The sequence below is a fragment of the Paenibacillus sp. FSL M7-0134 genome (assembly GCF_038007865.1).
In the GTDB taxonomy this organism is placed as follows: domain Bacteria; phylum Bacillota; class Bacilli; order Paenibacillales; family Paenibacillaceae; genus Paenibacillus; species Paenibacillus polymyxa_B.
Genome location: NZ_JBBOXV010000001.1, coordinates 647,148 through 670,585, shown reverse-complemented (window position 1 = coordinate 670,585; position 23,438 = coordinate 647,148). Strand labels below are relative to the sequence as shown.

The following is a 23,438-nucleotide window of genomic DNA, read 5'->3' as shown; positions in this document are numbered from 1 at the left end:
CGTATACATTACTTTTTTGGTGATTCGCTTACATGAGCTTTTTCAGTTGGGAAATCCTTCCCTGACTCACACCAAGCATGGAGGCGAGTTGTTTTTGTGAAGATGCTGGATGTTCTTCCATAAGCTCTCTCATTTTCTCCAAAATAACGTCCGTGCGCTGATAAATTTTTTTCATATGCATATTTTGCTTAAGTGGGGGTGAATGGGTTTCAGTCGCTGTGACCGGAAGTAAATCTTCCGTTTTCATCGAGGCTGCACATTCATCGCAGATAAACTGATCTTTAAAGTAGGTGTTGGTATCAACCGCACCGCAAAAAATACAGTTGGTTGATTTGTACTTACGGAGCATGAGTGTCTGGTCTTCAATAAAAAACTCTAATGGATCGCCGATGTCAATCTCCATCGTCATGCGCAACTCTTTAGGTAGCACAATTCGCCCCAAGCTGTCCAAGGGCCGGGTCATTCCAGTCCTTTTCATTCATGCAACCTCCCCGGTTTTTTAAGATTTATAGAATGTATAAGGTTTGAGGCAATTCTTATCAATTCTATAACCGCAAGCATAAATTCTTACAAAAAGCGGCCCTTTATTGTTAATCAAGCATGGACGCACTTTTTTTCTTACGAGTATACCATAAACAGGCCGAATCGCCATCGTTCAGATTTATAAATTTTGAATAAGTTTTAAATAAGTTTATCCCGAGCGAACATATATGCTATAATCTTCTGCTAAAGGATTTAATAGGCCGTCTGTAGAATTATTTATATATGCCGTAGCTCGGACAATGATGGCGGTGTTATGGGAAATGGATGAGGGCCAAACGGAATTTTCTGAGCGTTTTGACCCCACAAACAAGAATAAATGACACGGGTCCCGCCTTTAAAGTCCTTATATACAAGTCAGGCAAGGAGGATTTATCATGGAAAAAAGAAAAGCATTGTTGTTAGGAGATTATTCGTATCCGGAGTTTCACCCGCTGCAAGGGGTGGACGAAGAGATTAGCCATATTTTACAGGATTGGATGACCGTACAATGCAGTGAGAATCGTAAAATGCTGCTCAAGGAAAATCTAACCCCATTCGATCTATGTATCTCGTACTGTGATAGCCGCAAGGAGGTCCTGTCTCCTCAACAAACAGCAGGATTGCTGTCCTATGTTAGCGGCGGGGGTGGATTGCTTGTGCTGCATAACGGAATCACATTGCAAGGACGGTATGAAATTGCACAATTAATGGGGGCGCGTTTTTTGCGGCATCCGGCTGCCGGACCGCTTTCCTTCAAAGTAACGGCGCCGGATCATCCGATTATGGAAGGAATCGAGCCGTTTGAGATCCAAGAGGAACCGTATCGTTTTGACTTTGATCCATTCACTGAAAAAACACTATTGATGGAATATGAACACGAGGGCGAGTGGTGGCCGGCGGCATGGTCACTGTCCTATGGCTTGGGTCGGGTCGTCTATTTGATGCCTGGACATAATCAGCCAAGCTTCCAGCACGAGGGATACCGTAAGCTGCTGCTTCAGGCTGCCAAGTGGGCTGGACGCTTTCCAGGTTAAACATAGATCATTCCATTCATTGAGGAAGGGGAGCTGCGAGCTTTATGCGGCTCCCCTTTTCAGGTTATACTATAGGTAATCACAGGTAGGGGAGGATATATTATGAGCGATTTGTTCAAAAAAGCCATCTCATTGGGGTGGGGCCTCACCGTTGTCAGCAAAGAAAAGGTGGAGAAAGCCGTCGAGGATCTCGTAAACCGGGGAGAACTTGCGCCCTCGGAATCCAAAGCGCTGGTCGATCGTCTGATCGAACGAGGGGCAGAGGAACAGGGACAATTCAAAACAGTGATCCGCGAACAGGTTAGCCGCATTTTGCAGGAGCTGGAAGTACCTACCGAAAATGATGTTACAAGTTTGGAGCAGCGTGTGGCATTGTTGGAAAAACAGGTAGCGGAGCTGGAAAAAGAAAAGGCGGCGCTTACGGGTTCGAGCGACGCTGAAGAAGCGAACCGGCTGGATTAAAATGGCGGTTCGTATGAAGCACGCCGGTCGTTACCGGGAAATTGCCATGGCGCTGGCGCGTCATGGCTTTGGCTATATGGTGGAAGAAATGGGACTGTTCCAGCTGCTGTCATTGCCTCGCAAGTGGCTGACGAGAGAAACTCCCGAGTCCAAAACGCTAGGTGAACGGATTCGACTTGTGCTGGAGGATCTGGGGCCTGCATTCATCAAGCTTGGACAGTTGGCGAGCACACGTGCTGACCTGCTGCCGGAGCCTATTATCCGTGAGCTGGTTAAGCTTCAGGATCAGGTACCGCCGTTTTCATCTGAAACGGCGCGTGGCATTCTAGAGCAGGAGCTGGACACGTCATTAGAGGACATACTGGTTCGTTTTGACGATGTTCCGCTGGCCGCTGCTTCGATCGGGCAAGTGCATTTGGGCAAGCTGCACAGCGGCGAAATGGTCGCCATTAAAATCCAGCGTCCTGGCGTTAATCGCATTATTCGGCGAGATTTGGACATTTTGCGGGAACTGACCGCTATGGCAGCCAAGCGCTGGGAATGGGTAGAGCGGTATCAGCTTCGCCAGATGGTAGAGGAGCTGGGGAGATCGCTCATTCAGGAGCTGGATTACAACCATGAAGCCCGTAACACAGAGAAGATTGCGCTCCAATTTGAGCAGGACCCACATATCTATATTCCGAAAATATACTGGGATCATACCTCTTCCCGTATACTGACCATGGAGTTTCTAGACGGAACTCACTTGGGTAGTCGTGAAGAGCTATTACGCCGTGGATATAACTTGAAAGAACTGGCGCAGCGGCTGGTGAACAGCATGCTGCATCAAATTTTTATGGAGGGTTTTTTTCATGCCGATCCCCATCCGGGGAATTTACTCGTTCTGAAAAATGGCAGTCTCGCTTATTTGGACTTTGGTATGACGGGAAGGCTGAGCGAAGAGATGAAGAATCATCTCGCTTCCCTCATTATTGCCCTGATGCGCAAAAATACCGATGCCATGGTTCGGTCTATCGAACGGTTAGGTCTGGTCGAACCAGACACTGACCTGAATGCGTTGCGTGCCGATCTGGACAAGATACGCGAAGATTACTCAGACGTTCCTTTCTCACAGGTCAGTATTGGTGACGCTTTGAACGACCTGTTTGGCGCAGCACAGCGCCATCGGATTGGTTTGCCGTCGGACGTCCTGTTGCTAGGCAAGGCGTTGCTGACACTGGAGGGGGTCGTGGAGCATCTGGACCCTGATCTCAGTATTATTGCTTTGGCTGAGCCCTTTGGTAACAAGCTGTTGAAGGAACGCTTCAGTGGTCGTCGTATCCGTGGCAAGCTGCTGGGTGGTGCAACCGAGCTGGTGGAGACGCTGATGGAACTGCCAGGACAGGCGAGACATTTGGCCTCGATTATCAGCAAGGGCAAGCTTAAGCTGGAGGTTACTGTGCCGGAGCTGGAAATGCTTCTGCGCAGGCTGGATCAGATCAGCAACCGCCTGTCATTCAGTATCGTGTTGTTAGCGTTCAGCATTATTATGGTCGGACTGATTATCGGTTCATCGCTGAATCATCAGGCGACCATGCTGTGGAATGTACCTGCCATTGAAATCGGCTTTGTTGTAGCTCTCTTAATGGTTGCCTTTTTACTGTATTCCATTTTTAAATCGGGAAGGTTTTAGATACCGACCAGGAAGGAGGGGTTATGGATACACATAAGATGAATAATCTCCTAATTGCAGATGTGCCATGGCACCGCCTGACTACTCCTTATGGTAGGGGCACGGAGTTGCCACAATTGATATCCAACGGGGAGTACGCAGCAATTGCTGATCTGATAGAGCATCAAGGCACACTGTGGCAGGTTACGCCATGGGTGTTACTTTTCTTATTGCGTAATATGCATACGAGAAATTCGGATGATATCACGCTGAGTGAGTTGGAACTGTACCATGCGGTTGTTGGAGCATTGGACATGGAAAATGCACAGGAGGATTCACAGAAGTCTGTGGAATCTCTAACCATGCTGCTGGACGAAAAATATCTATGGCCGGCAGACAGCGATCCAGAAGAAGATGAACTGGAGTGGGAAGAGGAAGAAGCACGCGGTTATGATCCGGTAGCTTTTTGGAGTTATTATGACTATAGCTATCGATTATTGAAGAAAGCACTGCCTGACTTTGAAAGCCTACTTCAGCACCATGCGGACTCGGAGATTGCTGAAGCTCTATCGGAGCTTGTACAGGAATTGCGAAAATTTCAAATATAAGAAAACGAATCAATCGAGCTATGACTGGAAACTAATCTTTTGCTAAGGAGTGATTTTAGTGGCAAAAAAATTAACTGATATACATCGAATACGTCTCCTAAGTCTCCTTCGTGATATTGGGTTTGAACCATCAAAAGTTACTATAGAAAATAAACAGGGGGAAACTGAGGTTATTGATTTAGAGTCCCCGTTACCGAAAGGGTTGCAAGCTGTTTTAAATTCCCGAGGCAGCCTAAGTAAGGAGCAATTACTTGAGATCGAAGAGAGTGTTAAACAATCCAGAGAGGATTGGGATTAGAGGGGGTATTTATTTGATACGAATGCAGCTATTGCCCTTCATAGGCTTGACTCATCTTTGGATAGAGTGATACGACAAGCTGAGGAAGATAAAGAAAATATTTTCTTTTCTGTTATAACTCAGTCCGAGTTTATAGCCGGGTTGCCCACTGATACTGACTTAGATTCGATACCTTTTCTTGGCGGGGAATTTATTGCAGTTAATTCAGAGATCGCAGTTAAAGCGGGGCGTATCAGAAGAGAACAAAAAGATAAGTTTGCAAGAAAGCTCAAGACCCCAGATGCATTGATTCTTGCGACAGCTATTATAAACCAATTGGTACTGGTTACGGCGGATCAAGATTTACAGTTCGCGGAGTCTGAGTATGAAGTTAAGGTGATAAACTTTAGCAGGTTAGAATCTTAGTAATTGCGAAAATTTTAATTATAAGAAAACGAATAAGATGAAGATAATGATCGATATTTCAAGGAAATAGATGATTTCTTTCTGTAAACAGCCTTTTAACTCATTCGTCTCTGCGAATTCCTTACGTTATAATGATGGACTGAATGTAACGGACCGGGTTCGTTTGAGAGAGACGAGCTGAATGATAGGAGAGCCTTGGCGATTGGCAGCTGGACGGATGCCCGAAACACACGGGTTGCGAGTCAACACGCTACTCTCTGTAAATATAGGAGGCTGGAACGAGACAGTATGAATCTTAGACAACAATGGTTCGGTAATATCCGGGCCGATATACTTGCGGGCATGACTGTGGCGCTAGCACTAATTCCCGAGGCGATTGCCTTCTCGATCATTGCAGGGGTCAATCCCATGGTCGGACTGTACGCCTCCATCTCGATGGCAATTGTCATCTCTTTTGCAGGTGGACGTCCGGCGATGATCTCGGCAGCGACCGGGGCCGTAGCTGTACTGGTCGTTGGCCTGGTGAAGGATCATGGCGTGGAATATCTGTTTGCAGCTACCATTTTGGCAGGAATCATTCAAGTGCTGCTGGGTGTTTTGAAAATAGGTCGCTTTATCAGCTTTATTTCGCAGCCAGTCATGACCGGATTTGTGAATGCGCTGGCCATCCTCGTCTTTATGGCGCAACTCACCCACTTTCATGGAGCTAATTGGATCATGTACGCGATGGTAGCGGGGACGCTACTTATTGTGTATATTTTACCGAGATTTGTGAAAAGCATTCCTGCCCCATTGACGGCAATCATCATCATGACGATCATTACGTATGTATTTGGATTGAATGTGAAAACAGTAGGAGATATCGGTACACTAACCAGCTCGCTGCCTTCATTCCATTTGCCGCAAATTGAGTGGTCGTGGCACACTTTGCGGATTTTGCTGCCGTATTCCTTTACGATGGCACTGGTTGGACTGCTGGAATCGCTGCTGACAGCCAGTATTTTGGATGAAATGACCGAAACGAAAAGCAATAAAAACCGGGAAGCCCGCGGACAAGGGATTGCCAACTTTGTAAATGGCTTTTTTGGTGGTATGGGTGGCTGTGCCATGATCGGACAATCCGTCATTAATGTCAGCTCAGGCGGAAGAGGGCGTTTGTCCACTTTTACGGCTGGGGTATTCTTGGCCTTTCTGCTGCTCGTGCTTGGCGGGGTTGTAAAGGAAGTGCCAATGGGCGCATTGGTGGGAGTCATGTTCATGGTGTGTATCGGAACCGTGGATTGGAAATCGCTGCGAAACATTGCCAAGGTTCCGAAAGCAGATACGTTAATTATGGTAGTCACGGTGATCATCGTGGTGGCTACGCATGATTTGTCCAAGGGCGTGATCGTGGGCGTACTGCTGAGTGCCCTGCATTTTGGCTGGAAAATGGCTAAAATCCGCATCAGCGCAACGGAGAACAACGATGAAAAGGTGTACCATGTCAGGGGGCCGATGTTTTTTGCTTCAACGACTCATTTTGTCGATCATTTCGAACCTTCGGATGATCCAGAACGTGTCGTTGTGGACTTTAGCCATTCTCATATTTGGGATCACTCGGCGGTTACTGCCATCGGCAAGGTGCTGCAAAAGTATACGAAATCCGGCAAATCTATTACCCTGCAAGGGTTAAATGAGGAAAGCCGTTTAATTATAGAGAAGCTTGGCGGTCCTGTAGTTACAGAGCCACTCGTGTGATGAATCGTATAGCATAAATCAAAGCTTGAAATGAAATTTATTCATTTCAAGCTTTTTTTATTTATTTCTGAAAGAAAACAACACTTTTCTTCCTAAATCATAGATAAATATGACAAATTTTCATCAAAGTATTGACGTAATAATTGGGCAGGAATACAATCATTGTTATTAAGCAAAGCAAATACATAGGAATAATCGAAAATCGAAAGGTATGCACATATGAACTTAGACTGGGAGTTTATTGTAGAGAGCTTGCCGTTATATGGAGAAGCTATGTGGCTGACGTTGAAGATCGCCTTTTTTGCTATTCTATTTTCACTAGTCGTCGGTTTGCTGTGCAGCACAGTACTGTATTACAAGGTAAGGGGAATTAGCGGCATCATTGTTGCCTATATTGAGCTTTCCCGAAATACGCCGCTGCTTGTACAGTTATATTTTCTGTATTATGGGTTTACGAAAATAGGTCTGCATATGAGCGAAATGACGTGTGCCATTGTGGGCATGACCTTTTTGGGCGGGGGGTATATGGCTGAGGCGTTCCGTGGGGGAATGGAAGCAGTGAGTAAAACCCAGACGGAATCCGGGCTGAGTCTCGGACTGTCCAAGATACAACTGGCGAGATATGTTATTTTGCCACAGGCTTTTGCCATCAGCGTTCCGTCTCTGGGAGCGAATGCGATTTTTTTGCTCAAGGAGACTTCCATTGTTGGCGCCATTGCTTTATTAGATCTGATGAATGTGGCAAAAGACCTGATCGGCATGTACTACAAAACAACAGAATCGCTAATTCTGCTGGTATTGGCATATCTCGTCCTGCTTTTACCTTTGTCGATACTGCTGACGTGGGTGGAAAGGAAGGTGCGATATGCTGAATTCGGGGATTAATGTACTCTTTGAAGGTTCCAATTTCGAGCGTCTATTAGGGGGATTACTCGTTACGCTGGAGATTGCGCTACTTTCCATTATTATCGGTACTCTATTAGGCATTTTGATGGGGTTGCTGCGCACCTTAAAATCAAGACCGATTCGGTTTGTGCTGAAATTATATTTGGAGACATTCCGCATTATTCCAATTCTGGTGTGGTTGTATGTCGTATATTTTGGATTTACTCCTTTGTTGAATGTGAATATCAGCGGGGAATTGACGGCAATTATCGTATTCAGCCTGTGGGGAGCGGCCGAGATTGGTGACATCGTTCGTGGTGCATTGGAATCACTGCCCAAGCATCAGATGGAATCCGGGCAGGCACTGGGACTGACATATAGACAGTTATACCGCCATGTGCTCATTCCCCAGGCGGTGCGCCGAATGCTTCCCGGTTCTATTAATCTGGCGACACGGATGATCAAAACCACTTCATTAGTGGTGCTGATCGGTGTAGTGGAAGTGGTCAAGGTCGGACAGCAGATTATTGAGCTTGGTGTAATCAAAGCGCCCTCGGCATCCTTCTGGGTGTACGGCTTTATTTTCATATTGTATTTTCTCGTATGCTATCCGTTATCCAGACTTTCCAAAAGATTTGAACGCAGATGGCAAAATTAGCAGGATGGGGTGGGTGTCATGGGAGAGGCTGTGGAGGTTTTACTCGAAATTCGAGGGCTGCACAAAAGCTTCGAAGACCGAAAAGTACTGCAACAGATTAATCTGGACGTAACGAAGGGGGAAGTCGTGGTCGTTCTCGGTCCTTCGGGATGTGGAAAAAGCACACTCCTCCGATGTCTCAATGGTCTGGAACCAGTCCAGAGCGGAGCTATCCGTTATAGAGGGCAGGACCTGACGGATAAGAAAGTGAATTGGCGCGAGGTGCGGCAGCATATCGGAATGGTGTTCCAGAACTACGAATTGTTTCCGCATATGACGGTCTTAGAAAATATATTGCTCGGCCCGCTTAAAGTTCAGCGGAGAAACAAGCAGGAGGCACTTGAGCAAGCGGAGCAGCTATTGGAGCGAGTGGGTCTGCTGGATCGCAAAGATGCGTATCCGAGACAATTATCAGGCGGGCAAAAGCAACGGATTGCGATTGTGCGCGCCCTGTGTATGAACCCAGAAATTATGCTCTTTGATGAAGTCACCGCATCCTTGGACCCGGAAATGGTCAGAGAGGTGCTGGATGTCATGCGAGAGCTGGCACAACAGGGCATGACCATGATTATCGTGACGCATGAAATGGGATTTGCCAAGTCGGTAGGAGATCGTATCGTTTTTATGGATCAAGGACAGATATGTGAAATGACTACACCGCAGCAATTTTTTACCCAACCGGAAACAGAGCGTGCCCAGCACTTTCTGGATATATTTCAGTACGAAACGATATAAACAGGGGGATGAATACAGATGAGAAAAGGAATGAAGTTCACGACGTTATTACTGGCTTTAAGCTTGCTGCTTGTTGGTTTGGCGGGATGTGCAGGAGGCGGAAATACCAACGGTAGTTCAGGCTCGGCTAAATTTGCTTCGATTGAGGACATTAAAAAGAATGGCAAGATTCGAATTGGTGTATTTGCAGATAAGCCGCCTTTTGGCTACGTGGATTCGGAAGGGAAGAATCAAGGCTTTGACGTTTACATTGCGAAGCGGTTTGCCAAAGATCTCTTGGGTGACGAGTCCAAGGTGGAATTTGTCCTGGTGGATGCTGCCAGCCGGGTCGCCTATTTGGAATCCAACAAGGTAGATATCATCATGGCTAACTTTACGGTGACGGATGAGCGTAAAGAAAAAGTCGATTTTGCCAATCCATATATGAAATTATCCTTTGGCATTGTGTCACCTGACAGCGCTCCAATCACCACGATTGACCAATTGAAGAATTCGGAACAAAAGCTGATTGTCGCAAAGGGAACGACGGCTGAAACCTATTTCACGAAAAATTATCCTGACATCAAGCTGCTTAAATTCGATCAATACACAGAGATTTTCTCAGCCCTCAAAGACAAACGCGGCGCCGCCATTGCCAACGATAATACAGAGCTGATCGCCTGGGCCAAGGCCAACCCCGGCTTTACCGTAACCATCCCGGCCTTTGGTGGTCAAGATACAATTGCACCCGCAGTAGCAAAGGGAAATAAGGAGTTGTTAGACTGGATCAACAATGAGCTGGCTACATTAGGCAAGGAAAACTTTGTGCATCAAGCCTACAAGGACACATTGACCTCTGTTTATGGAGAAGGCTTTACAGATCAATTGGTTGTAGAGGGCGGCAAAGTGGATTAATTGTAAGGGTTGGGTAAAGAGTATTTGACACGTTTATACGACCATTTTGGAATGTGATTAAGTTCTAAGTGCTGTAAATATATATATTTTCATAATGGATTCCTTTAAAGCAAAAAGACCCGAACTTCCAAAAAAAATGGGTCTTTTTGCTTTGTATAGGTTTATTGAAAATAACGCCACTCTCTACGCAGAATTAATATTCATGGACTTCATCTTCAGGTATATACTCGAGAACATCGTGCAGGGTTAACGGGCGACCAGAAAGGCGAATCAGCGTTTCCATCACTGTATTAAACGTTTTAAACTCGATCCGCTTGGATGTATTGTTACACATTTCGTAGATAGTATTGGGTCTGATTTTAGCCTCACGAGCAAGGGCATTTTTAGTAATCCCGATTTCTCGAAGCAATTCTTCAAGTTTGAAAGCAATTCCCTGTGCGTTTGACATTTTCATGTTGAACAGAACCCCCGTGTTCTAACGAATTACAAAAATAATTGAGGTCATGCCTTGGTAGTCTCAATGTCCCTCAATTCCATCTTCGGGAATGTACTCTACAATATCAGCAAGAGTAATAGTCCTTGTAAATCTACGCTGGCGGGCGAATCTATTCAAAGCATCAAGGATATGGACAAGTGTTTCTAATTCAAGTCTTTTGGTTTTGCCATTTACCATATCTATTACAGTAGCTGGACGTATTTTTGCTTCTACGGCCAGTTTATTTCGGGAAATATCAAGTTCTTCTAGAATATCGCCAAGTTTAAAATGATATCTATTTTGAATCTCCATAATTTAGATTCTCCTTTTGTTTCTTAGTACAAGAAAATCATGAAATCTATTGAAGTTTTACTTTATAAGTAATAAAATAGAACTGCAGAAGTAAAACTTGTGGTTTGAATTCCGGTTTTTCGAGTGAATAGTTGTTAGTTTTCTTGCTTTGAATAATTAAAATCATAAGAGGGAGCTAAATCTAAATGAACAAAAGTAATTTTGAAAAAGTAAGTGTCATTCTTGGTCCCTGTGATCTTCCGCATATGTATGAGCTTTTTGAAGGCTATCTGATCAAGGACCGTTACGTCATGATGATCGACAATAGCGTGCTTACTCTTCGACATGTAAAAAAGGAAAAGCATTATTCGCATCTATATGTTGATGGTGACACGGGAGGAATTCACTCTTGCAAGGCATGTACAACGTGAAGACATAGATGTGATTACTGAGTTGGTCGAACGATTGCGCAACATGGATGCATTAAGTTTTCTTACAGATGAATTGTTATGGAACACATGTCGGGAAGATATAGACTTTGATTTAGTTCGGAATAAAGGACTATGAAAATGGCGAACGTAAATCTGATTCGAATTTTTGTTCTCGTTTTACTTATATAATGTAACACAGAAGCGTAAAAGGGTGAAATGAACACCGTCCTAATAAAGATACATACTCTACCCAAAAGCTCTTGCATGCTAGTAGATTTCATTATATAATCTTAAATGATAATGAGAATCATAATCATTACTAACAGTCTTTAGGTGCATGCTCCCAATATGAGCCTAAGTGAATAGGATGGTGATGTGCACATGGCTAAAGCAGATGTGGCAACTGCCAGAAGACAGCTTCGGAGTCCGAACAAGGTAACTCGCAGACGAGCTTTGAAAACGATCAAAGCTGCGAAACGCGCGAAGTAGCAGGTTCCAAGTTAACTGCAAATGGCAATACCAGTGTCAAATTTTTCAGTCTCCTCGTTTTGATATTGCACCTGCTTTCCTGATGGTGGTACACAGGAAGGCAGGTGCCTTTTTTTATAGATATAAAAAAGCGCCAGGCGGGTATCGAACCGTTCTGGCGCATTATTTGGAGATAAAAAAAACCAAACTCAAAATGAACATAAAAACGGAGTAGACGGAATAGTGCTGTACAAGCGAAGCGATCGCTTTTGTCCCCGGATTACTACTCTATACAAGGCTTTGTTCAAGAAATCCGGGGGCGATGGCGATGGGAAGCACTATCCGACTGCGTAGTGGCACAATATGAAACTTTTAAGTTCGGTTTTAATACAAAAACTACACTTATTTCTTTTGTGCAAACAGCCATTCAATCATATCCTGATTTTGCAGAGCCGGAACCCAGGAGAAGTGTCCTGTAGGTTTGATAATCCCTGCTTCGTATTCAGTGAAGTGAATGAGGTTTCCGTTTTGTGCTTTAATGGCAGCGACCATTTCTTGCGAGTTTTTAGGACTTACTGTGGTGTCGTCTGCAGCATGGAAGGCCCAAATAGGAACGTTTTTCAATACCTCGACGTGTGTAGGTTCAACAGGCGCGTACATGTTAACGGCTTTTTCATAGTTGGTCAAACCGGCAATCGGCACACCTGCGGCGAACAAGTCAAGATTTTTCTCCAACAATCTCCACGTTCCCATAGCTCCTTGAGAAATACCAACAATATAGATTCGGTTGGTATCGATCGGGTATTTTAACGCCGTTTCACGTACCAAATCGGCTACAGCGCTGTTGCGTGGCTCATCCGCCCAAATGAATTTATGCTCCAGGTCAATCGGGCTTTGTGGAGCGATTACGAAGGATGGGTGTTTGGCTTGCTGCTCAGGAGAAGCCCAAGTAACAGCTCCGGCATTTGCCAGCAGGTTTACTCCGTTTCCGTCACCACGTTCGCCGTTTCCGTGCAGAAACACAACCAGAGGGTAGGTTTTGCCGGGCTCTACTTTAGGCTCAAACGTAAAGTAGTTCAGCTTGAAGCCTTCTTTATTTTCAAAGGTGTTTTTTTGGAAATCGTCCACGATCGGTGTAATATTATCCGTTGCTTTTACAATCTGTGCAGAGGCTGGGATAACTATTTTCTTTGAAGTTGCAATATCTTTCTTTTGACTAATCGTATAATTCAACGTGTTGATGCGGTTAACTGCGCTTGTTGCATCGTAAGTAAGGGTACTTGCATTTTTATCTTGCGTATCCAGCTCAATCACGACATATTTACCATGAGTACTGCGGTTGGTGATGGCTCCAGTATCATTGGTATATACACCGGTTACGGTTCTGTCTGTATATACATCATTGAGTACAGATTGAACCTGAAAGCTGGAAGTGGATAAGGATGCCCCGTCAATATTAGTGCTGTATTTCAGTACAACAGCAGAAACAACTTCACCCAAGGGCTGTACCTGCGTAAGCAGGGTAGCCTGTGGCGCTGGGACATCGGCTGCTGCGGCAGAGCTGGAGGATGGGAAAAAGATCGTAAGCAGGAACACGAAAGATAATAAAACAAGGGCAAAACGTCTTCTTTGCATGAGATTAATCTCCTTTGGTGTCATTTTTTAAAGCGCTTACTACATGTTCGGGATGGTTGACTGTATGCTGTGGAATTCATACAAATCAAAAAAAGGCAAACTCCGGGTACACAAGTGTACTCGGGTTTTGCCTTTTCAGTAACAATCCCACTTGAAGGATAGCACCTTCATTGGATTCTGACAAGTGAAAGCGCTACAATTTTGGATGTTTTTTATAAAAAATTCTACTTTCGCAACTTAGAATTTTGCAAAAATCCATTGAAGAGATTTGTAATCAGCAAATAGATAGATCGAAAAGATTGTATTCGTCTATGACAGGAAGATAAGAAACCGAGGCTTTTCAACGGGAATGTTGTGGTATATAATCTCCTTAACTTAACACCGTTAACTTATATAACGATGTTAATAAAGGAGATGAAATCATGAACCAATATGATGCTATTGTCATCGGTGCAGGACTGGGTGGCTTGTCCTGTGCAGCAAGACTCTCCGCGCTCGGTTACCGAACAGCTGTTTTTGAGAGCCACACTCTGCCTGGAGGTTTCGCAACTGAATTTACAAGAAAGGGCTACACTTTTGATGTCTCCTTGCATGGTGTCGGTGGACTCGAGGAAGGCAGCTTCGGTCGGCTGTTAAAGGACTGCAATGCGGACCAGCGAATTGTTCCTCTCCGCAAAAAGCACCCTTACTCCATTCGTTGGGAAGGGCAGACCATTGATATTCCATCCGATGTTCAGGAGTATGTGCAGCTCCTCAAAAACATGTTTCCTGCTGAGGTGGCAGCCATTGACAGTCTATTCGCGGGCATTCGCCGTTTTGAAACAGGCTTCTCTGCTTTTTCTTCCCTCACTTCCTGGCGCAGGGCGGCTGGCCTGCTCAAAGCAGGAACCTTCTTCCGCTGGACGCAGATGACTACCTGGGAAGCTGTAAGCCAGTTCGGGTTGTCTGACCGATTCACGGAATTCTTCACCGCGCTGTGGGCCTATTATGGATTGCCTCCAAAACGGCTTGCGGCCTTGTATTTTTTCATTCCCTGGATCGGCTATCATTTGGAGGGGACGTATTACATTGAGGGAGGCGCACAGGCTTTATCCAATGCACTGGTTGACGCTATTAAGTCAGCGGGAGGAGAAGTTCACCTGCGCAGTCAGGTGTCTGAGATTATGCTCGAACGCGGTAAAGCAGCTGGTGTCCGTCTGAAAAAAGGGGATGTATATAAAGCCAACTGGATTGTGTCTGGTATCAGTCCCCATCATACCTATGGCCGCCTACTGGAAAACTATGATGCTGCCCGTCGTGAGCTGGAAGCTGTCAGCAGTTTGGAGACTGGCATATCTCTCACCCAGCTATATCTGGGATTATCATGTGAACCCCATGAGCTTGGTATCACCGAAGAAGACTTAATCCTACGTAATGAGCCGGATTCGGAAACAGATTATGAAGTTATGATGAGCGGCCAGTATACCAAAGGCAACTGGATGCTCACCAATTATAACGCTATGGACCCTAAGCTCAATGAACCGGGGAAGGGTGTCATTGCAATTACATTTTTGGACAGATTGGAGAACTGGCCTGCCGCACGTCCCGAATATAAAGCCAAAAAAGAAGCCGTGACAGAGCAGATACTGGGATGCCTAGAACAGCTGTATCCTGGTTTTCGCAGCAAGGTAGTGGTGGCCGAGTTGGGCACACCGCGCACGATGCAGCGTTATACCGCTAATCCCGACGGGGCCGTTTATGGCTACGCACAAACGGTCCGCCAGTCCGGCATAAAAAGACTGAAGCACAAATCAGCAGTAGACCGTCTGTCATTGGTAGGGGCGTGGACACAGCCTGGGGGCGGGTTTCAAGGGGCTATGAACTCGGGTATAATGGAAGCTGATCGTATCGCCGCCAAATTGGGGTAGGCAGAAGGGGCAAGTACATCTACTCATGAAACATATCAAACGCCGAGAACGTGAAAGCAGTGAGATCCGCCGGAAAATCATTGAGGCCGCCCGGTCGCTTTTCCTGAATCAGGGGTATGCCGAAGTCTCCATGCGCAAAATTGCGGATCAGATCGAATATTCACCAACGACTATTTATCATTATTTTGCCAATAAGGAAGCCGTTGTCCGTGAACTGCTGCTAGAAGGAAATACCTTGTTCCTGCAGGCTCTTCTGCAGCGTGTGGATGAAGCACAGGCAGCGGGATTGAATACGCTGGACACATTGAAAACGGTATCTGATGCGTATGTTCGTTTTGGAACGACTAACCCGGAATATTACAACATCCTGTTTATCAGCAACCTGGAATCTGTAAGCTTGGTCAGTCTTATAGACAGTGGGAGTTTTAAAGGCTTTGAGCTGCTTGAAGCGGGGCTCAAAGCTGCTATGGAGGAGGGCTGCATCATTCAAGGAGATGAGCACCTGATCGCCAGATCCGTATGGAGCATGCTGCACGGATTGACTTCTTTGCTCCTGAATTTTGAACTTCCTATGGCAAAATCCAATGATGAATTGATCGCATTCACTATAGATACTTTCCTCAAGGGGTTAAGCCGCTGACGCAGCGGCTAACTTTCTTTACCTCACACCACTGTACATGCGAATCCGCATACAACCATTCCGAAAGATTAACGAAGTTCCAAATCTGAAAGCTGCTTAAGTACGGCTTCAATACGACGTTTATCTTTTTTGAGCATAACGAGCTGCAAAGAAGCAAGAAGTAGATCTGAGATATTGGCCCAAGCGTCTGCTTCCAGAGCGGGAAGAGGATCCCGATGAATCATAATATCCAGCGCCTCGGTTGCAATTTTTTGATGAAGCTCGCTATCGGATAGCCATTCAATCAACTGCTCAGCTGTAGGACGGGAGTGAGCGAAAAGTATTGCCCAGCCATCCACCGGATGATTGACCTTATCCCGCATCCAGTTAATGATCTGTGGTGAACGAAAATGTTGTAGCTGCCCATTAGCGGTGTATCCTCCTAATTTGTCTTCTGCGACCGAATGCTGTAGCAGGTGATTGCAAACACATACCAAGCCTTCCTGCTCGGGTAGGCAGCGGGCGCTTAGATAAGCACGTGTGGACGCAAATGCACCCTTAGCATGTAGGGTATTGTTTTGAGCTAAAGATGTCCATGCTTGCGCGGTTTCCGGTTCCCACAAGGAGCGGACCCAATCAGCAGCCCCAATCCCCGCAGTCTCCCCTACCAAAACGGCCCAAGTAGAGAATGGAACCTGGCTATGTTGAATGTTCTGCCAGTGCTGCTCCCAGGCAAGAAAAATATCCTTTGGATCATAGGCTTGAAAAGCCTGCAACACAGCAGGATAATCTACGCCATGCATGGTGGTGTAATGGATTAGCGTCTCCAACGACTGTGCATCCTCCAGCTTCATCGTGCAAAACATGTTCAACCAGCGTTGCCACAGTTGCAGTGGTGGGCTGTTTAGCTGAATGCCATGCTCATCGGTCACTTTAAACCAATCCCATAGCCATAGCCCGTGCAAGGTGAGCATGGTGTCTATATAGGCGGGTAGATTTTCCGCGAGCAGCGTGAACTGATCCAGCTCGTGATGATAGCAGAAAACCGCTGGCTCTGTTGCGGATGTTGCCATATCAAGCAGTATCGGATCACCCGCACCATTATAATTAAGGATCAGATATCGTTGCTCGTCCGCTGCTGAGTCGGTATCTTCCCCATAGGATGTAAAATAGCCAATATACTCATGATTCCATCCAAACTCTCCTGTGATATCGTCTAGGATACACTGCTCTTGTTCAAGATCCTTGCTGTTTTTATATGAACACTCTGGTCCATCAGCTACAATACAGTGTTGGGGGAGACACCATAGCAAATTTAAGCTGCCACACCGCTTTATCAATTCAGACAGGGAGGCAGGCAAATGCATCTGCAGCCGTTCCTCCAGCTCAGTTAGTTCACCTGTAGAAATCCCTTCCGTCCATTGGTATACCACATCAGGCATCCCACTTTGTCTCAGACGATCAACGACTTGTTCCAGTTTTTCTAAGGTTTGTGTAAAATGTACTGTCATTCGTATTCGCCCTCCTCTTACTCTACAACCCGGCAATGCTCTTTTTGCAAGAATGATAAAATTTCATCACGAAGTGCTATCGCTTTGGATTCATAAATGATCGCCACTTCGCGTCCATATGCATAGTTAAAACGCACGTATCCGCCAAGAGTCTGAAGAAAAGCCATGCAGATATGCTCATTTTCAATCCATAGATTTGAGTTAAAATGCTGTTTAAATCGCTGAGCCAATGCTTGTAAGGATGCCGGAGCAAAATTCAGCGCCTGATCGCTCGGATTGGCTGGATTGTAGGCCTCGGCCGTATCCAGGGGACTAAACAGTAGGAATGTAGCGGTTTTGTCTTGGCTGACAGGTTCGAAATAACGGGGGAATGGCTCCATTCTTCCAAATTCATCCTGTAGTATATGTCCTAATGTCTCTGTGAATGGAACTTGAACATCTAAAGTCTTCGTAGTAATGATCTCCGAGTGTCGTGGCAGCCACATTAAGCCTTCAACCTGAGGGTGAATCGCTAGGAAGTCACCATCTATGGAACTGCCAATGACCACGCACTCGCCCAGCTGCTGTGCTGTAATTGGGCAGTTATCATCATGCGTCCACAGTTCGTAATCCGTATAGGATTGCAATAGTTGAGGATCAGGCATTTCAATTATCAGCAGGCCACAATAGGTGCCCGGCCCGTAGCGGGTGAGGAATGCTACATAGGGAGGTGGTAAAGTTATTCCATAGGTATGCTCAATATTTGTCAGTTCATCGGTAGCCACCGGTGTGTGCTGTGTGGAAACCCAATACATGTAGAATACACCTGCTTTCCGGCACTCTATCTATAGGGATAGAGCCCAAAAGTAAATGAGAGATATGCTATAATCAGGAAATAAAATAGTTATAGATTAGTCTATCTTAATTTCATAGGAACTACAATTTGTGAGGGGACGAAGGAGGAACACATCTTATGACATCAGGGGTACAAGCCTACATAGATCCAATTTTTGAGGCGATTGATGAGGCGTACGCTTCTGAGCAAAAGCGCATCGCCGAATTCCAAATCAAAAGTGTCCTTCACGAAGGGATTCATGAATACTTAAAAGTTACCTGTAAGAAGGATGGGCTGTGGGTGGATACCTACGAACCGTTTGATTGGGATCATCGTAGACCGGATACGAAAATTTCTGGGTTTACAGATGGGGTAACATTGCAGCAGGTACAGGACGAATGGATGCCTGTGTTTAGGGAACGGATAGAGGCTCTGTTTAAGTCGAAAGAATTTAGTTCCATGTTCTTTCGTTATCGGCTGGAATTTCATCTGGAAGTAGTCTTGGAGAATAAGGCTAGTCATTTTACATTCTCACTCCTGAACGAAGATAAGCGGCAGCAACTGTTAGCCACTATCCAACAGTTTGTAGAGCAGAAACTCAACCCCTCTAGTAAAGCTGTGCCGAAGGAAGAGGACGATTTTTTCTTAGTAAGGCACTTGCTTGATCCTCATTTGTACCCTGTAAACGCCCAGTGGATGAATGAGCTGCTGAATCGAATGGATGCCAAAGTGAAGGTCAGCCGCAAGCGTGAGGAAGCATGGAGGTATCAGCTCAGCAGTGGCTTGAAGCATTGGGCAGAGGATGAATTTTTGGCCAATTATACAGATCGGGAAAAAAGCTATGGGCTGGATTATAAAGTGAAGCCCGATATTCTCCCTTCGGAAATTCCTGCGCCAGCCATGGAGATGTTCCTGCTTACCGCGATGCGGGTGGGCTCGACCGATGCCGATGCACGGCAGAAGTATTTGGAGATTGCTGCACAGCTAGGCTCGGAGCAGGCTTCCGTGTGGCTTGAGAGCGGATCAGGAAGCATCCCAGCGTTATATACAAGTGAGCGAGTCATCTGCCAAGCCAATGATATTTTGCAAACGCTGGAGGTTCAGATTCGTTCAGAGGAAGAAGAGAGCTATAGAGAAGCACTCGTATATTTATGCGATATTTTAAGAAAGGGCTTTACCAAGGAATATCGGATGAAGTTCAAAAGCAAGGTGAAAAACTACCTGCCTGTACCCAAGTTGGCTAAATCTACGTTACATCGTTTCTTCGCCAACGCACTTGAGTATCCGTCGCTGCATCCGTTGCTGGCTGAATATGCTGAGGTCGTGATGGAAGAGTTCAAGTGGTATAACGATGTAGAGCCCGGTGAAAAGTCGGCGATGCCGGGAACCTATGCGGTGATGGGACTGGGCCTAAAAGGAAAGAACTATTTTCCATTAGTGAATCGTTATATGAAGCTGGTGGACAGTGAACATCAGTCCGTACAGGACGGTTACGCCGCTGTATTTGCTGACGCACACGGACTGACACCGGACACGATCCCCGTTTGGACGAGGGTTCTACTGGCAGGCAACGAGTCTGCCAAACCACTGAAGTCATCCAGAATCGAAACCGTAGAGCAGGCACAGGTACTGGTGGAGGAGCTTGAGAAGCTGGAGGACTATGAACAAGAGGTGCTTGTTTATCGTATATGGGGTGGCGCGAAGAAACTAAAAAACAGCCTGAAGCAGGCTGTCCCTGAGGTAAAAGAGCTGCTGGAAACGCTTATTCCATAAAAGCATCATATTCATGATAATATCGCAGTCCCTGCGCAATGCGTTCAATATCCGGCTCGCTTCCGCTGTGGCGTAACACTTCAATGATATCCTGTACAGTCGCCACCTCCAACCAAGATTGCACGTGATGGTCTGGTAGAGATGCAGGTATACTTTCATCACGATGATTGGTGACGGTGAGACCGGCATCCTCCAGTTCCCACAATTCTTCCTCGGGGATGATGTAATAGGTAGAATTGAGCGGATTACTTTGAACACGTTCCAGATTGGCAAATACCCATTCATTGATCTCTGTTTGGCCAACGGCACGAATCAATGCTTCAAGGCTGTCAAAAGTTTGTATGCTCATGTATGGAGGCCCCTCCCTTAGTCGCTGGCTTATGCTGTAGCTTTTGTAATATTCTCAAGATGGCCTGTCGATTTTTCGCATCCTTAATGTACTTGGGAATGGAATGGGAAGCCGTACGCATCATACCGGATGTAGGCTTTTCTCGCAACTCGGCAGAGATATAGGAGAGCAGGTAATTCAGGTGTATCCGGTTAAGAGCCCAGACAGGTTTCCCCCGGTAGTAATCAAGGAAGTACAGCTGAAGCTGGAAAATAGGGTCTTTTCCGTTTTGGACCACGTCTGTATGCCATTCGTGTGATTGAACACGATGCACCGGAACCTGATTGGGTGTCTCACAGTGCGGACAGTTTATATTCGTATTTTTATGGAGTTTCGTTCGGTCATCATGGATTTCGATATTAAAATACCGCTCGCAATGGTTGCATACGCCGCGTGCATAGAATGTATAAGATTCTGGCTGCTGATACGTGTAGTAACAATGAGAACATCGAACGACGTAATGACAGTCTTCCTTTGAGTTGGAAATGAATGCTTGGCCCTGACAACGAGGGCAATGAACAGCTACCTGTTCTCCTCTCCTGATCACGGCGCTAAAGTCATATTTATATCCATGTTCATCTTTGAAGCGCTTTTGCTCCATATTCGTTCCTCCTTTTTCGAAAAGAGCGTAAAAACGTACGTTTTACGAGTCTTATGTTATAATATTCCTCAACAACAGAATGGCTTAGATGGGCGGTCGGCTAGTCTCCTGTAAAGGAGGTGAGGCCTGTGGAGGTTAAAGACACCCTAATGTTGATGATTCAATTCGCAACGTTGGTGATCCTAATTCTTTCCTTCCATAAAAAGAAATAGACCGCCCTCGACAAAGGCAAGCGGTCTATTTCAATGATCATCCTTTGACACGGCTACCGCCCTTAAAAGCGGCTGTTGCCAAAGAGTGAGGATGTTGACGCATCTTCACTCTTTTTTTAGAATATACATCTTATTCCCATTTTAACACTTGAAAATGGCCTTTTCAATGCGCCGAAGGGTGAAAAGGTGAATAGGACGTGCAAAAGGAGAGGGCGAACATGAGCATTTTTACAGGGCTGCAACGTCCGCAGTTTCAGGCTTATTATGATGAGGTTTTTCTAATAGAGCATCGTTTTAAAAATGGTATGGGCTTTCCGCCTTCTTATATAGATTATGTCAAAACTCTTGGTTACGGGCGACTATGTGGCTTATGGAACATTCATATTCCTCTTGGCGATCACCCGGATTCATGGCTTCATCGTTATCATAACTGGCGGGCCTGGTTTGATGATTTACTGGAATCGGAAGAGGTTCTACAAGAAGCGGCGCTGGAGCCAGATGGTTTTCCGGAGCTTTTGGAGCATGCGGTTCCCTTCGCTTCCAGTGAAGGGAATGACCTGCTGATTTGGAATATTCAATCGCCTGATGAACGGGGAGAATTCCCAATCTATGCTTTGAATCTATGCACATGGGGCAATTTTCGGTATGCAGCCTCGGATTTATATAGCCTCGTCGAAGCTTTGGTGGATGAAGAGCGCGTGAAGTCGGTATTGGGGACAGAGCGAACACCATTCCCGTATACGTTCGAGCCCTTTTAGCAGCGCAAATAACCACCTTGGCATTCAAACTTCAAGGTGGTTATTTGCGCTGCTATTCTTCTGCTAGTGGTCTTCATATTGGGCTAAATATCGCTGTACCAACTCATATCCAGCCACGCCCATTACAGTATATTGATTATATTCTTCCAGCTCCAGATTGCGTATATATTCATCCCCGCAATACAGATGGCCCGCACAATTAAAATATTTTAGCTGCTGTTGTTCCTCGGATAGAGGGCGCTGATCGATAATAGGCCATACTCCCTTCGTCATATTTTGGGTGGCGGTGAATATAACTTCAAATCGGCCGCGATAATTTGTGAACGGAAGATATGTCTTTTCACCCTTGTACGCTTGATTCTGGCCTATGGATAGAACCCCGAAGGAGAACGCTTTTTTGAATCTACCATACAGTGCGCAGATCACCTGACATACCGCAAATCGGCCGTCATGCATGGGGATAACAAAAATATCGCCTTCCCGATGTTTGATTCTTTTGAACACCATCGTCAGGCCAGCTCTTCCTGAATGATCTCTGTTTTTAGACCTTTAGCGTTGGTAATCGTAATGCTGATCGCATCATAGCCGTTCCGCTTCGCATCTTCAAAATCGCATCGTTCGCCGTTGATCAGCTCTAACTGTCCATTCTCATCCACATCGTCTGCAAACTCGTCATCCCAATCAACATTATAAAAAGCGGTCAAGCTTACCTCGAAAGTATCTTCACCATCTTCGTCCAGATAGGGCAGCAGGGGAGTACGATTGTTCTGCTGTTCCTTGGTATAAACTTCGCATAGCAGAGCATCGTAACCATGGCGGGTTCCGTCAAAAATCACGATCTGTTCACCTGTGACTGCCTCTTCTGCAATAATGAGTTGGGGGGCAAATTCAGTTCCAGTGATCAGCTCGTCCATAAGTTCTCCGTAATAAAAAATGTGGAATTTCGTATGACCTGCCTGTGAACGGAGCTTACCTGTCCACTCCTGCTCGACCCATGCCTCCGGGTTTTCGGGTACAACCCAACCTTCCAAATAAGCCGGTCCCCATTTAGGATTATGTATTTCTGTCATCAGTAGGCCTTCCTTTCTGCTCGTAAAGTAGTTCAATTACCTGATTGAAAAACGTTGTAAAGTCTGTTGCCACCAGATATAAATGTCCACATTCGTCCTGCTCTGCAATATCATAGTTCAGTTTGTCATCATAAGCATGAAGATGTGTGCGGTCCCAATAGTACACATACGGGGTGTATTCATTACATATCAGAACGTAAAAATTGTCGCCCGCATCTGCACCAATTAACAAAGCGCTCTCGACATGATTGATTTCATCCAGAAATTCATCATTAATCGCTAGAAGGTCATGATTTTTGTTGGAAACCTCATATCCGAAAAAACAAGTCAAATCAATGTCTCCGTTATCCACTCGATCGAAGGGCACATTGCAATAAAAAGGGGCGGCTACATAAAATCCGTTATATTGCGAAAGAAAACGTTTATAGCCAGCGGGCAATATACGCTGTATCTGTTCCTCCAATGCTGCGATCTGGGTAGGCAAAAGCCCTGATTCAATTGCGAATGACATCAACAACCAGCCTCCTTGATCCTAGTAAACCATAGATCTCTTTTTT

27 protein-coding genes and 2 pseudogenes are annotated in these 23,438 nt (G+C 45.6%); 18 read left to right on the top strand and 11 right to left on the bottom strand.

Translation table 11 applies throughout. The features are described from left to right. Positions 1–28 precede the first annotated feature (28 nt). Positions 29–478 (bottom strand): AbrB/MazE/SpoVT family DNA-binding domain-containing protein, encoded by a 450-nt coding sequence (locus tag NSQ58_RS02845; RefSeq protein WP_023990783.1) that lies wholly within the window; start codon positions 476–478, stop codon positions 29–31. Between the two features lie 439 nt (positions 479–917). On the opposite strand from NSQ58_RS02845, the gene NSQ58_RS02840 reads away from it, so the two are divergent. From NSQ58_RS02840 to NSQ58_RS02790, 11 genes and pseudogenes are all read left to right on the top strand, one after another. Further along, positions 918–1,556 (top strand): ThuA domain-containing protein, encoded by a 639-nt coding sequence (locus NSQ58_RS02840; RefSeq protein ID WP_023990782.1) that lies wholly within the window; start codon positions 918–920, stop codon positions 1,554–1,556. Positions 1,557–1,658: 102 nt separating this feature from the next. Further along, entirely contained in the window at positions 1,659–2,018 is a 360-nt protein-coding gene (locus tag NSQ58_RS02835) for a phasin family protein (protein WP_013312404.1), read from the top strand. A 1-nt stretch (position 2,019) separates the two neighbouring features. Then, positions 2,020–3,690: an ABC1 kinase family protein gene (locus NSQ58_RS02830; protein WP_023990781.1), complete on the top strand. Its 1,671-nt coding sequence runs from the start codon at positions 2,020–2,022 to the stop codon at positions 3,688–3,690. A gap of 23 nt (positions 3,691–3,713) precedes the next feature. Continuing rightward, complete coding sequence (locus tag NSQ58_RS02825) at positions 3,714–4,277, top strand: hypothetical protein (protein ID WP_341056858.1); 564 nt, start codon at positions 3,714–3,716, stop codon at positions 4,275–4,277. Positions 4,278–4,335: 58 nt separating this feature from the next. After that, positions 4,336–4,575 (top strand): hypothetical protein, encoded by a 240-nt coding sequence (locus NSQ58_RS02820; RefSeq protein WP_016822811.1) that lies wholly within the window; start codon positions 4,336–4,338, stop codon positions 4,573–4,575. 18 nt (positions 4,576–4,593) lie between these two features. After that, positions 4,594–4,980: pseudogene (locus NSQ58_RS02815) on the top strand (PIN domain-containing protein); the annotation flags it as partial. 288 nt (positions 4,981–5,268) lie between these two features. Further along, on the top strand, positions 5,269–6,717 hold the full coding sequence (locus tag NSQ58_RS02810) for a SulP family inorganic anion transporter (RefSeq protein WP_028540738.1): 1,449 nt from the start codon (positions 5,269–5,271) through the stop codon (positions 6,715–6,717). Positions 6,718–6,936: 219 nt separating this feature from the next. Then, a complete protein-coding gene (locus NSQ58_RS02805; protein WP_023990776.1) occupies positions 6,937–7,602 on the top strand; it encodes an amino acid ABC transporter permease in 666 nt (221 codons plus the stop codon). Then, positions 7,583–8,260 (top strand): amino acid ABC transporter permease, encoded by a 678-nt coding sequence (locus NSQ58_RS02800; RefSeq protein WP_209940587.1) that lies wholly within the window; start codon positions 7,583–7,585, stop codon positions 8,258–8,260. The genes NSQ58_RS02805 and NSQ58_RS02800 overlap by 20 nt, the downstream gene beginning before the upstream one ends. Before the next feature lie 18 nt (positions 8,261–8,278). Further along, on the top strand, positions 8,279–9,034 hold the full coding sequence (locus NSQ58_RS02795; protein ID WP_025721631.1) for an amino acid ABC transporter ATP-binding protein: 756 nt from the start codon (positions 8,279–8,281) through the stop codon (positions 9,032–9,034). Positions 9,035–9,052: 18 nt separating this feature from the next. After that, positions 9,053–9,928, top strand: coding sequence for a cysteine ABC transporter substrate-binding protein (locus tag NSQ58_RS02790; protein WP_023990773.1), 876 nt, complete (start codon positions 9,053–9,055; stop codon positions 9,926–9,928). Positions 9,929–10,121: 193 nt separating this feature from the next. Here the strand turns inward: NSQ58_RS02790 and NSQ58_RS02785 are convergent, their stop codons facing one another. Together NSQ58_RS02785 and NSQ58_RS02780 are read right to left on the bottom strand one after the other, a co-directional pair. Beyond that, complete coding sequence (locus tag NSQ58_RS02785) at positions 10,122–10,382, bottom strand: helix-turn-helix domain-containing protein (protein ID WP_053326298.1); 261 nt, start codon at positions 10,380–10,382, stop codon at positions 10,122–10,124. A 63-nt stretch (positions 10,383–10,445) separates the two neighbouring features. Then, a complete protein-coding gene (locus NSQ58_RS02780; protein ID WP_010347197.1) occupies positions 10,446–10,715 on the bottom strand; it encodes a helix-turn-helix domain-containing protein in 270 nt (89 codons plus the stop codon). Between the two features lie 185 nt (positions 10,716–10,900). Here NSQ58_RS02780 and NSQ58_RS26745 point away from each other — a divergent pair. Both NSQ58_RS26745 and NSQ58_RS02770 read left to right on the top strand, forming a co-directional pair. Then, a pseudogene (locus NSQ58_RS26745) lies at positions 10,901–11,261 on the top strand (hypothetical protein). Between the two features lie 245 nt (positions 11,262–11,506). Next, positions 11,507–11,614 (top strand): putative metal homeostasis protein, encoded by a 108-nt coding sequence (locus NSQ58_RS02770; protein WP_175405225.1) that lies wholly within the window; start codon positions 11,507–11,509, stop codon positions 11,612–11,614. 381 nt (positions 11,615–11,995) lie between these two features. Here NSQ58_RS02770 and NSQ58_RS02765 read toward each other — a convergent pair whose 3' ends face one another. Beyond that, positions 11,996–13,228: a PHB depolymerase family esterase gene (locus tag NSQ58_RS02765; RefSeq protein ID WP_076156485.1), complete on the bottom strand. Its 1,233-nt coding sequence runs from the start codon at positions 13,226–13,228 to the stop codon at positions 11,996–11,998. Positions 13,229–13,650: 422 nt separating this feature from the next. Between NSQ58_RS02765 and NSQ58_RS02760 the strand changes: the two genes are divergently transcribed. Then, a complete protein-coding gene (locus NSQ58_RS02760) occupies positions 13,651–15,135 on the top strand; it encodes a phytoene desaturase family protein (protein ID WP_341056855.1) in 1,485 nt (494 codons plus the stop codon). 25 nt (positions 15,136–15,160) lie between these two features. Beyond that, entirely contained in the window at positions 15,161–15,775 is a 615-nt protein-coding gene (locus tag NSQ58_RS02755; protein WP_023990768.1) for a TetR/AcrR family transcriptional regulator, read from the top strand. 68 nt (positions 15,776–15,843) lie between these two features. On the opposite strand, the gene NSQ58_RS02750 is transcribed toward NSQ58_RS02755, so the two are convergent. Continuing rightward, the gene (locus NSQ58_RS02750) at positions 15,844–17,265 is read right to left on the bottom strand and encodes an SMI1/KNR4 family protein (protein WP_076264509.1); all 1,422 of its coding nucleotides are present in this window, start codon (positions 17,263–17,265) and stop codon (positions 15,844–15,846) included. Positions 17,266–17,282: 17 nt separating this feature from the next. Next, positions 17,283–18,059 carry an SMI1/KNR4 family protein gene (locus NSQ58_RS02745; protein ID WP_023990766.1) on the bottom strand — a complete coding sequence of 259 codons (777 nt, stop codon included), beginning with the start codon at positions 18,057–18,059 and terminating at the stop codon, positions 17,283–17,285. A 158-nt stretch (positions 18,060–18,217) separates the two neighbouring features. On the opposite strand from NSQ58_RS02745, the gene NSQ58_RS02740 reads away from it, so the two are divergent. After that, positions 18,218–19,852 carry a DUF6138 family protein gene (locus NSQ58_RS02740; protein ID WP_264454432.1) on the top strand — a complete coding sequence of 545 codons (1,635 nt, stop codon included), beginning with the start codon at positions 18,218–18,220 and terminating at the stop codon, positions 19,850–19,852. Here NSQ58_RS02740 and NSQ58_RS02735 read toward each other — a convergent pair. Together NSQ58_RS02735 and NSQ58_RS02730 are read right to left on the bottom strand one after the other, a co-directional pair. Continuing rightward, positions 19,842–20,201: a DUF7716 domain-containing protein gene (locus NSQ58_RS02735; RefSeq protein WP_177235823.1), complete on the bottom strand. Its 360-nt coding sequence runs from the start codon at positions 20,199–20,201 to the stop codon at positions 19,842–19,844. The two genes, NSQ58_RS02740 and NSQ58_RS02735, sit on opposite strands and share 11 nt — an antisense overlap. Next, on the bottom strand, positions 20,182–20,841 hold the full coding sequence (locus NSQ58_RS02730) for a hypothetical protein (protein ID WP_341056854.1): 660 nt from the start codon (positions 20,839–20,841) through the stop codon (positions 20,182–20,184). Before NSQ58_RS02730 ends, NSQ58_RS02735 begins: the two co-directional genes overlap by 20 nt. A 119-nt stretch (positions 20,842–20,960) precedes the next feature. On the opposite strand from NSQ58_RS02730, the gene NSQ58_RS26740 reads away from it, so the two are divergent. Beyond that, positions 20,961–21,053, top strand: a complete 93-nt coding sequence (locus NSQ58_RS26740) for a putative holin-like toxin (protein ID WP_219727865.1) — start codon at positions 20,961–20,963, stop codon at positions 21,051–21,053. 218 nt (positions 21,054–21,271) lie between these two features. Next, complete coding sequence (locus tag NSQ58_RS02725) at positions 21,272–21,811, top strand: hypothetical protein (RefSeq protein ID WP_341056853.1); 540 nt, start codon at positions 21,272–21,274, stop codon at positions 21,809–21,811. 63 nt (positions 21,812–21,874) lie between these two features. On the opposite strand, the gene NSQ58_RS02720 is transcribed toward NSQ58_RS02725, so the two are convergent. From NSQ58_RS02720 to NSQ58_RS02710, 3 genes are read right to left on the bottom strand one after another with little or no spacing between them, the layout of a single operon-like run. Continuing rightward, positions 21,875–22,318 carry an immunity 26/phosphotriesterase HocA family protein gene (locus tag NSQ58_RS02720; RefSeq protein ID WP_023990761.1) on the bottom strand — a complete coding sequence of 148 codons (444 nt, stop codon included), beginning with the start codon at positions 22,316–22,318 and terminating at the stop codon, positions 21,875–21,877. Positions 22,319–22,320: 2 nt separating this feature from the next. Then, positions 22,321–22,881 (bottom strand): hypothetical protein, encoded by a 561-nt coding sequence (locus NSQ58_RS02715; protein WP_341056852.1) that lies wholly within the window; start codon positions 22,879–22,881, stop codon positions 22,321–22,323. Continuing rightward, positions 22,865–23,392: an SMI1/KNR4 family protein gene (locus NSQ58_RS02710; protein ID WP_341056851.1), complete on the bottom strand. Its 528-nt coding sequence runs from the start codon at positions 23,390–23,392 to the stop codon at positions 22,865–22,867. The genes NSQ58_RS02715 and NSQ58_RS02710 overlap by 17 nt, the downstream gene beginning before the upstream one ends. Positions 23,393–23,438: the final 46 nt, after the last annotated feature.

Bases quoted from the DNA above. Each gene is read 5' to 3' on its own strand.
- NSQ58_RS02715 (WP_341056852.1), bottom strand. From the start codon at position 22,881: ATGACAGAAATACATAATCCTAAATGGGGACCGGCTTATTTGGAAGGT.
- NSQ58_RS02750 (WP_076264509.1), bottom strand. From the start codon at position 17,265: ATGACAGTACATTTTACACAAACCTTAGAAAAACTGGAACAAGTCGTT.
- NSQ58_RS02800 (WP_209940587.1), top strand. From the start codon at position 7,583: ATGCTGAATTCGGGGATTAATGTACTCTTTGAAGGTTCCAATTTCGAG.
- NSQ58_RS02780 (WP_010347197.1), bottom strand. From the start codon at position 10,715: ATGGAGATTCAAAATAGATATCATTTTAAACTTGGCGATATTCTAGAA.
- NSQ58_RS02720 (WP_023990761.1), bottom strand. From the start codon at position 22,318: ATGGTGTTCAAAAGAATCAAACATCGGGAAGGCGATATTTTTGTTATC.
- NSQ58_RS02790 (WP_023990773.1), top strand. From the start codon at position 9,053: ATGAGAAAAGGAATGAAGTTCACGACGTTATTACTGGCTTTAAGCTTG.
- NSQ58_RS02845 (WP_023990783.1), bottom strand. From the start codon at position 478: ATGAAAAGGACTGGAATGACCCGGCCCTTGGACAGCTTGGGGCGAATT.
- NSQ58_RS02785 (WP_053326298.1), bottom strand. From the start codon at position 10,382: ATGAAAATGTCAAACGCACAGGGAATTGCTTTCAAACTTGAAGAATTG.
- NSQ58_RS02725 (WP_341056853.1), top strand. From the start codon at position 21,272: ATGAGCATTTTTACAGGGCTGCAACGTCCGCAGTTTCAGGCTTATTAT.
- NSQ58_RS02735 (WP_177235823.1), bottom strand. From the start codon at position 20,201: ATGAGCATACAAACTTTTGACAGCCTTGAAGCATTGATTCGTGCCGTT.
- NSQ58_RS02710 (WP_341056851.1), bottom strand. From the start codon at position 23,392: ATGTCATTCGCAATTGAATCAGGGCTTTTGCCTACCCAGATCGCAGCA.
- NSQ58_RS02825 (WP_341056858.1), top strand. From the start codon at position 3,714: ATGGATACACATAAGATGAATAATCTCCTAATTGCAGATGTGCCATGG.
- NSQ58_RS02810 (WP_028540738.1), top strand. From the start codon at position 5,269: ATGAATCTTAGACAACAATGGTTCGGTAATATCCGGGCCGATATACTT.
- NSQ58_RS02805 (WP_023990776.1), top strand. From the start codon at position 6,937: ATGAACTTAGACTGGGAGTTTATTGTAGAGAGCTTGCCGTTATATGGA.
- NSQ58_RS02745 (WP_023990766.1), bottom strand. From the start codon at position 18,059: ATGTATTGGGTTTCCACACAGCACACACCGGTGGCTACCGATGAACTG.
- NSQ58_RS02730 (WP_341056854.1), bottom strand. From the start codon at position 20,841: ATGGAGCAAAAGCGCTTCAAAGATGAACATGGATATAAATATGACTTT.
- NSQ58_RS02770 (WP_175405225.1), top strand. From the start codon at position 11,507: ATGGCTAAAGCAGATGTGGCAACTGCCAGAAGACAGCTTCGGAGTCCG.
- NSQ58_RS02765 (WP_076156485.1), bottom strand. From the start codon at position 13,228: ATGCAAAGAAGACGTTTTGCCCTTGTTTTATTATCTTTCGTGTTCCTG.
- NSQ58_RS02830 (WP_023990781.1), top strand. From the start codon at position 2,020: ATGGCGGTTCGTATGAAGCACGCCGGTCGTTACCGGGAAATTGCCATG.
- NSQ58_RS02755 (WP_023990768.1), top strand. From the start codon at position 15,161: ATGAAACATATCAAACGCCGAGAACGTGAAAGCAGTGAGATCCGCCGG.
- NSQ58_RS02740 (WP_264454432.1), top strand. From the start codon at position 18,218: ATGACATCAGGGGTACAAGCCTACATAGATCCAATTTTTGAGGCGATT.
- NSQ58_RS02795 (WP_025721631.1), top strand. From the start codon at position 8,279: ATGGGAGAGGCTGTGGAGGTTTTACTCGAAATTCGAGGGCTGCACAAA.
- NSQ58_RS02840 (WP_023990782.1), top strand. From the start codon at position 918: ATGGAAAAAAGAAAAGCATTGTTGTTAGGAGATTATTCGTATCCGGAG.
- NSQ58_RS02835 (WP_013312404.1), top strand. From the start codon at position 1,659: ATGAGCGATTTGTTCAAAAAAGCCATCTCATTGGGGTGGGGCCTCACC.
- NSQ58_RS02760 (WP_341056855.1), top strand. From the start codon at position 13,651: ATGAACCAATATGATGCTATTGTCATCGGTGCAGGACTGGGTGGCTTG.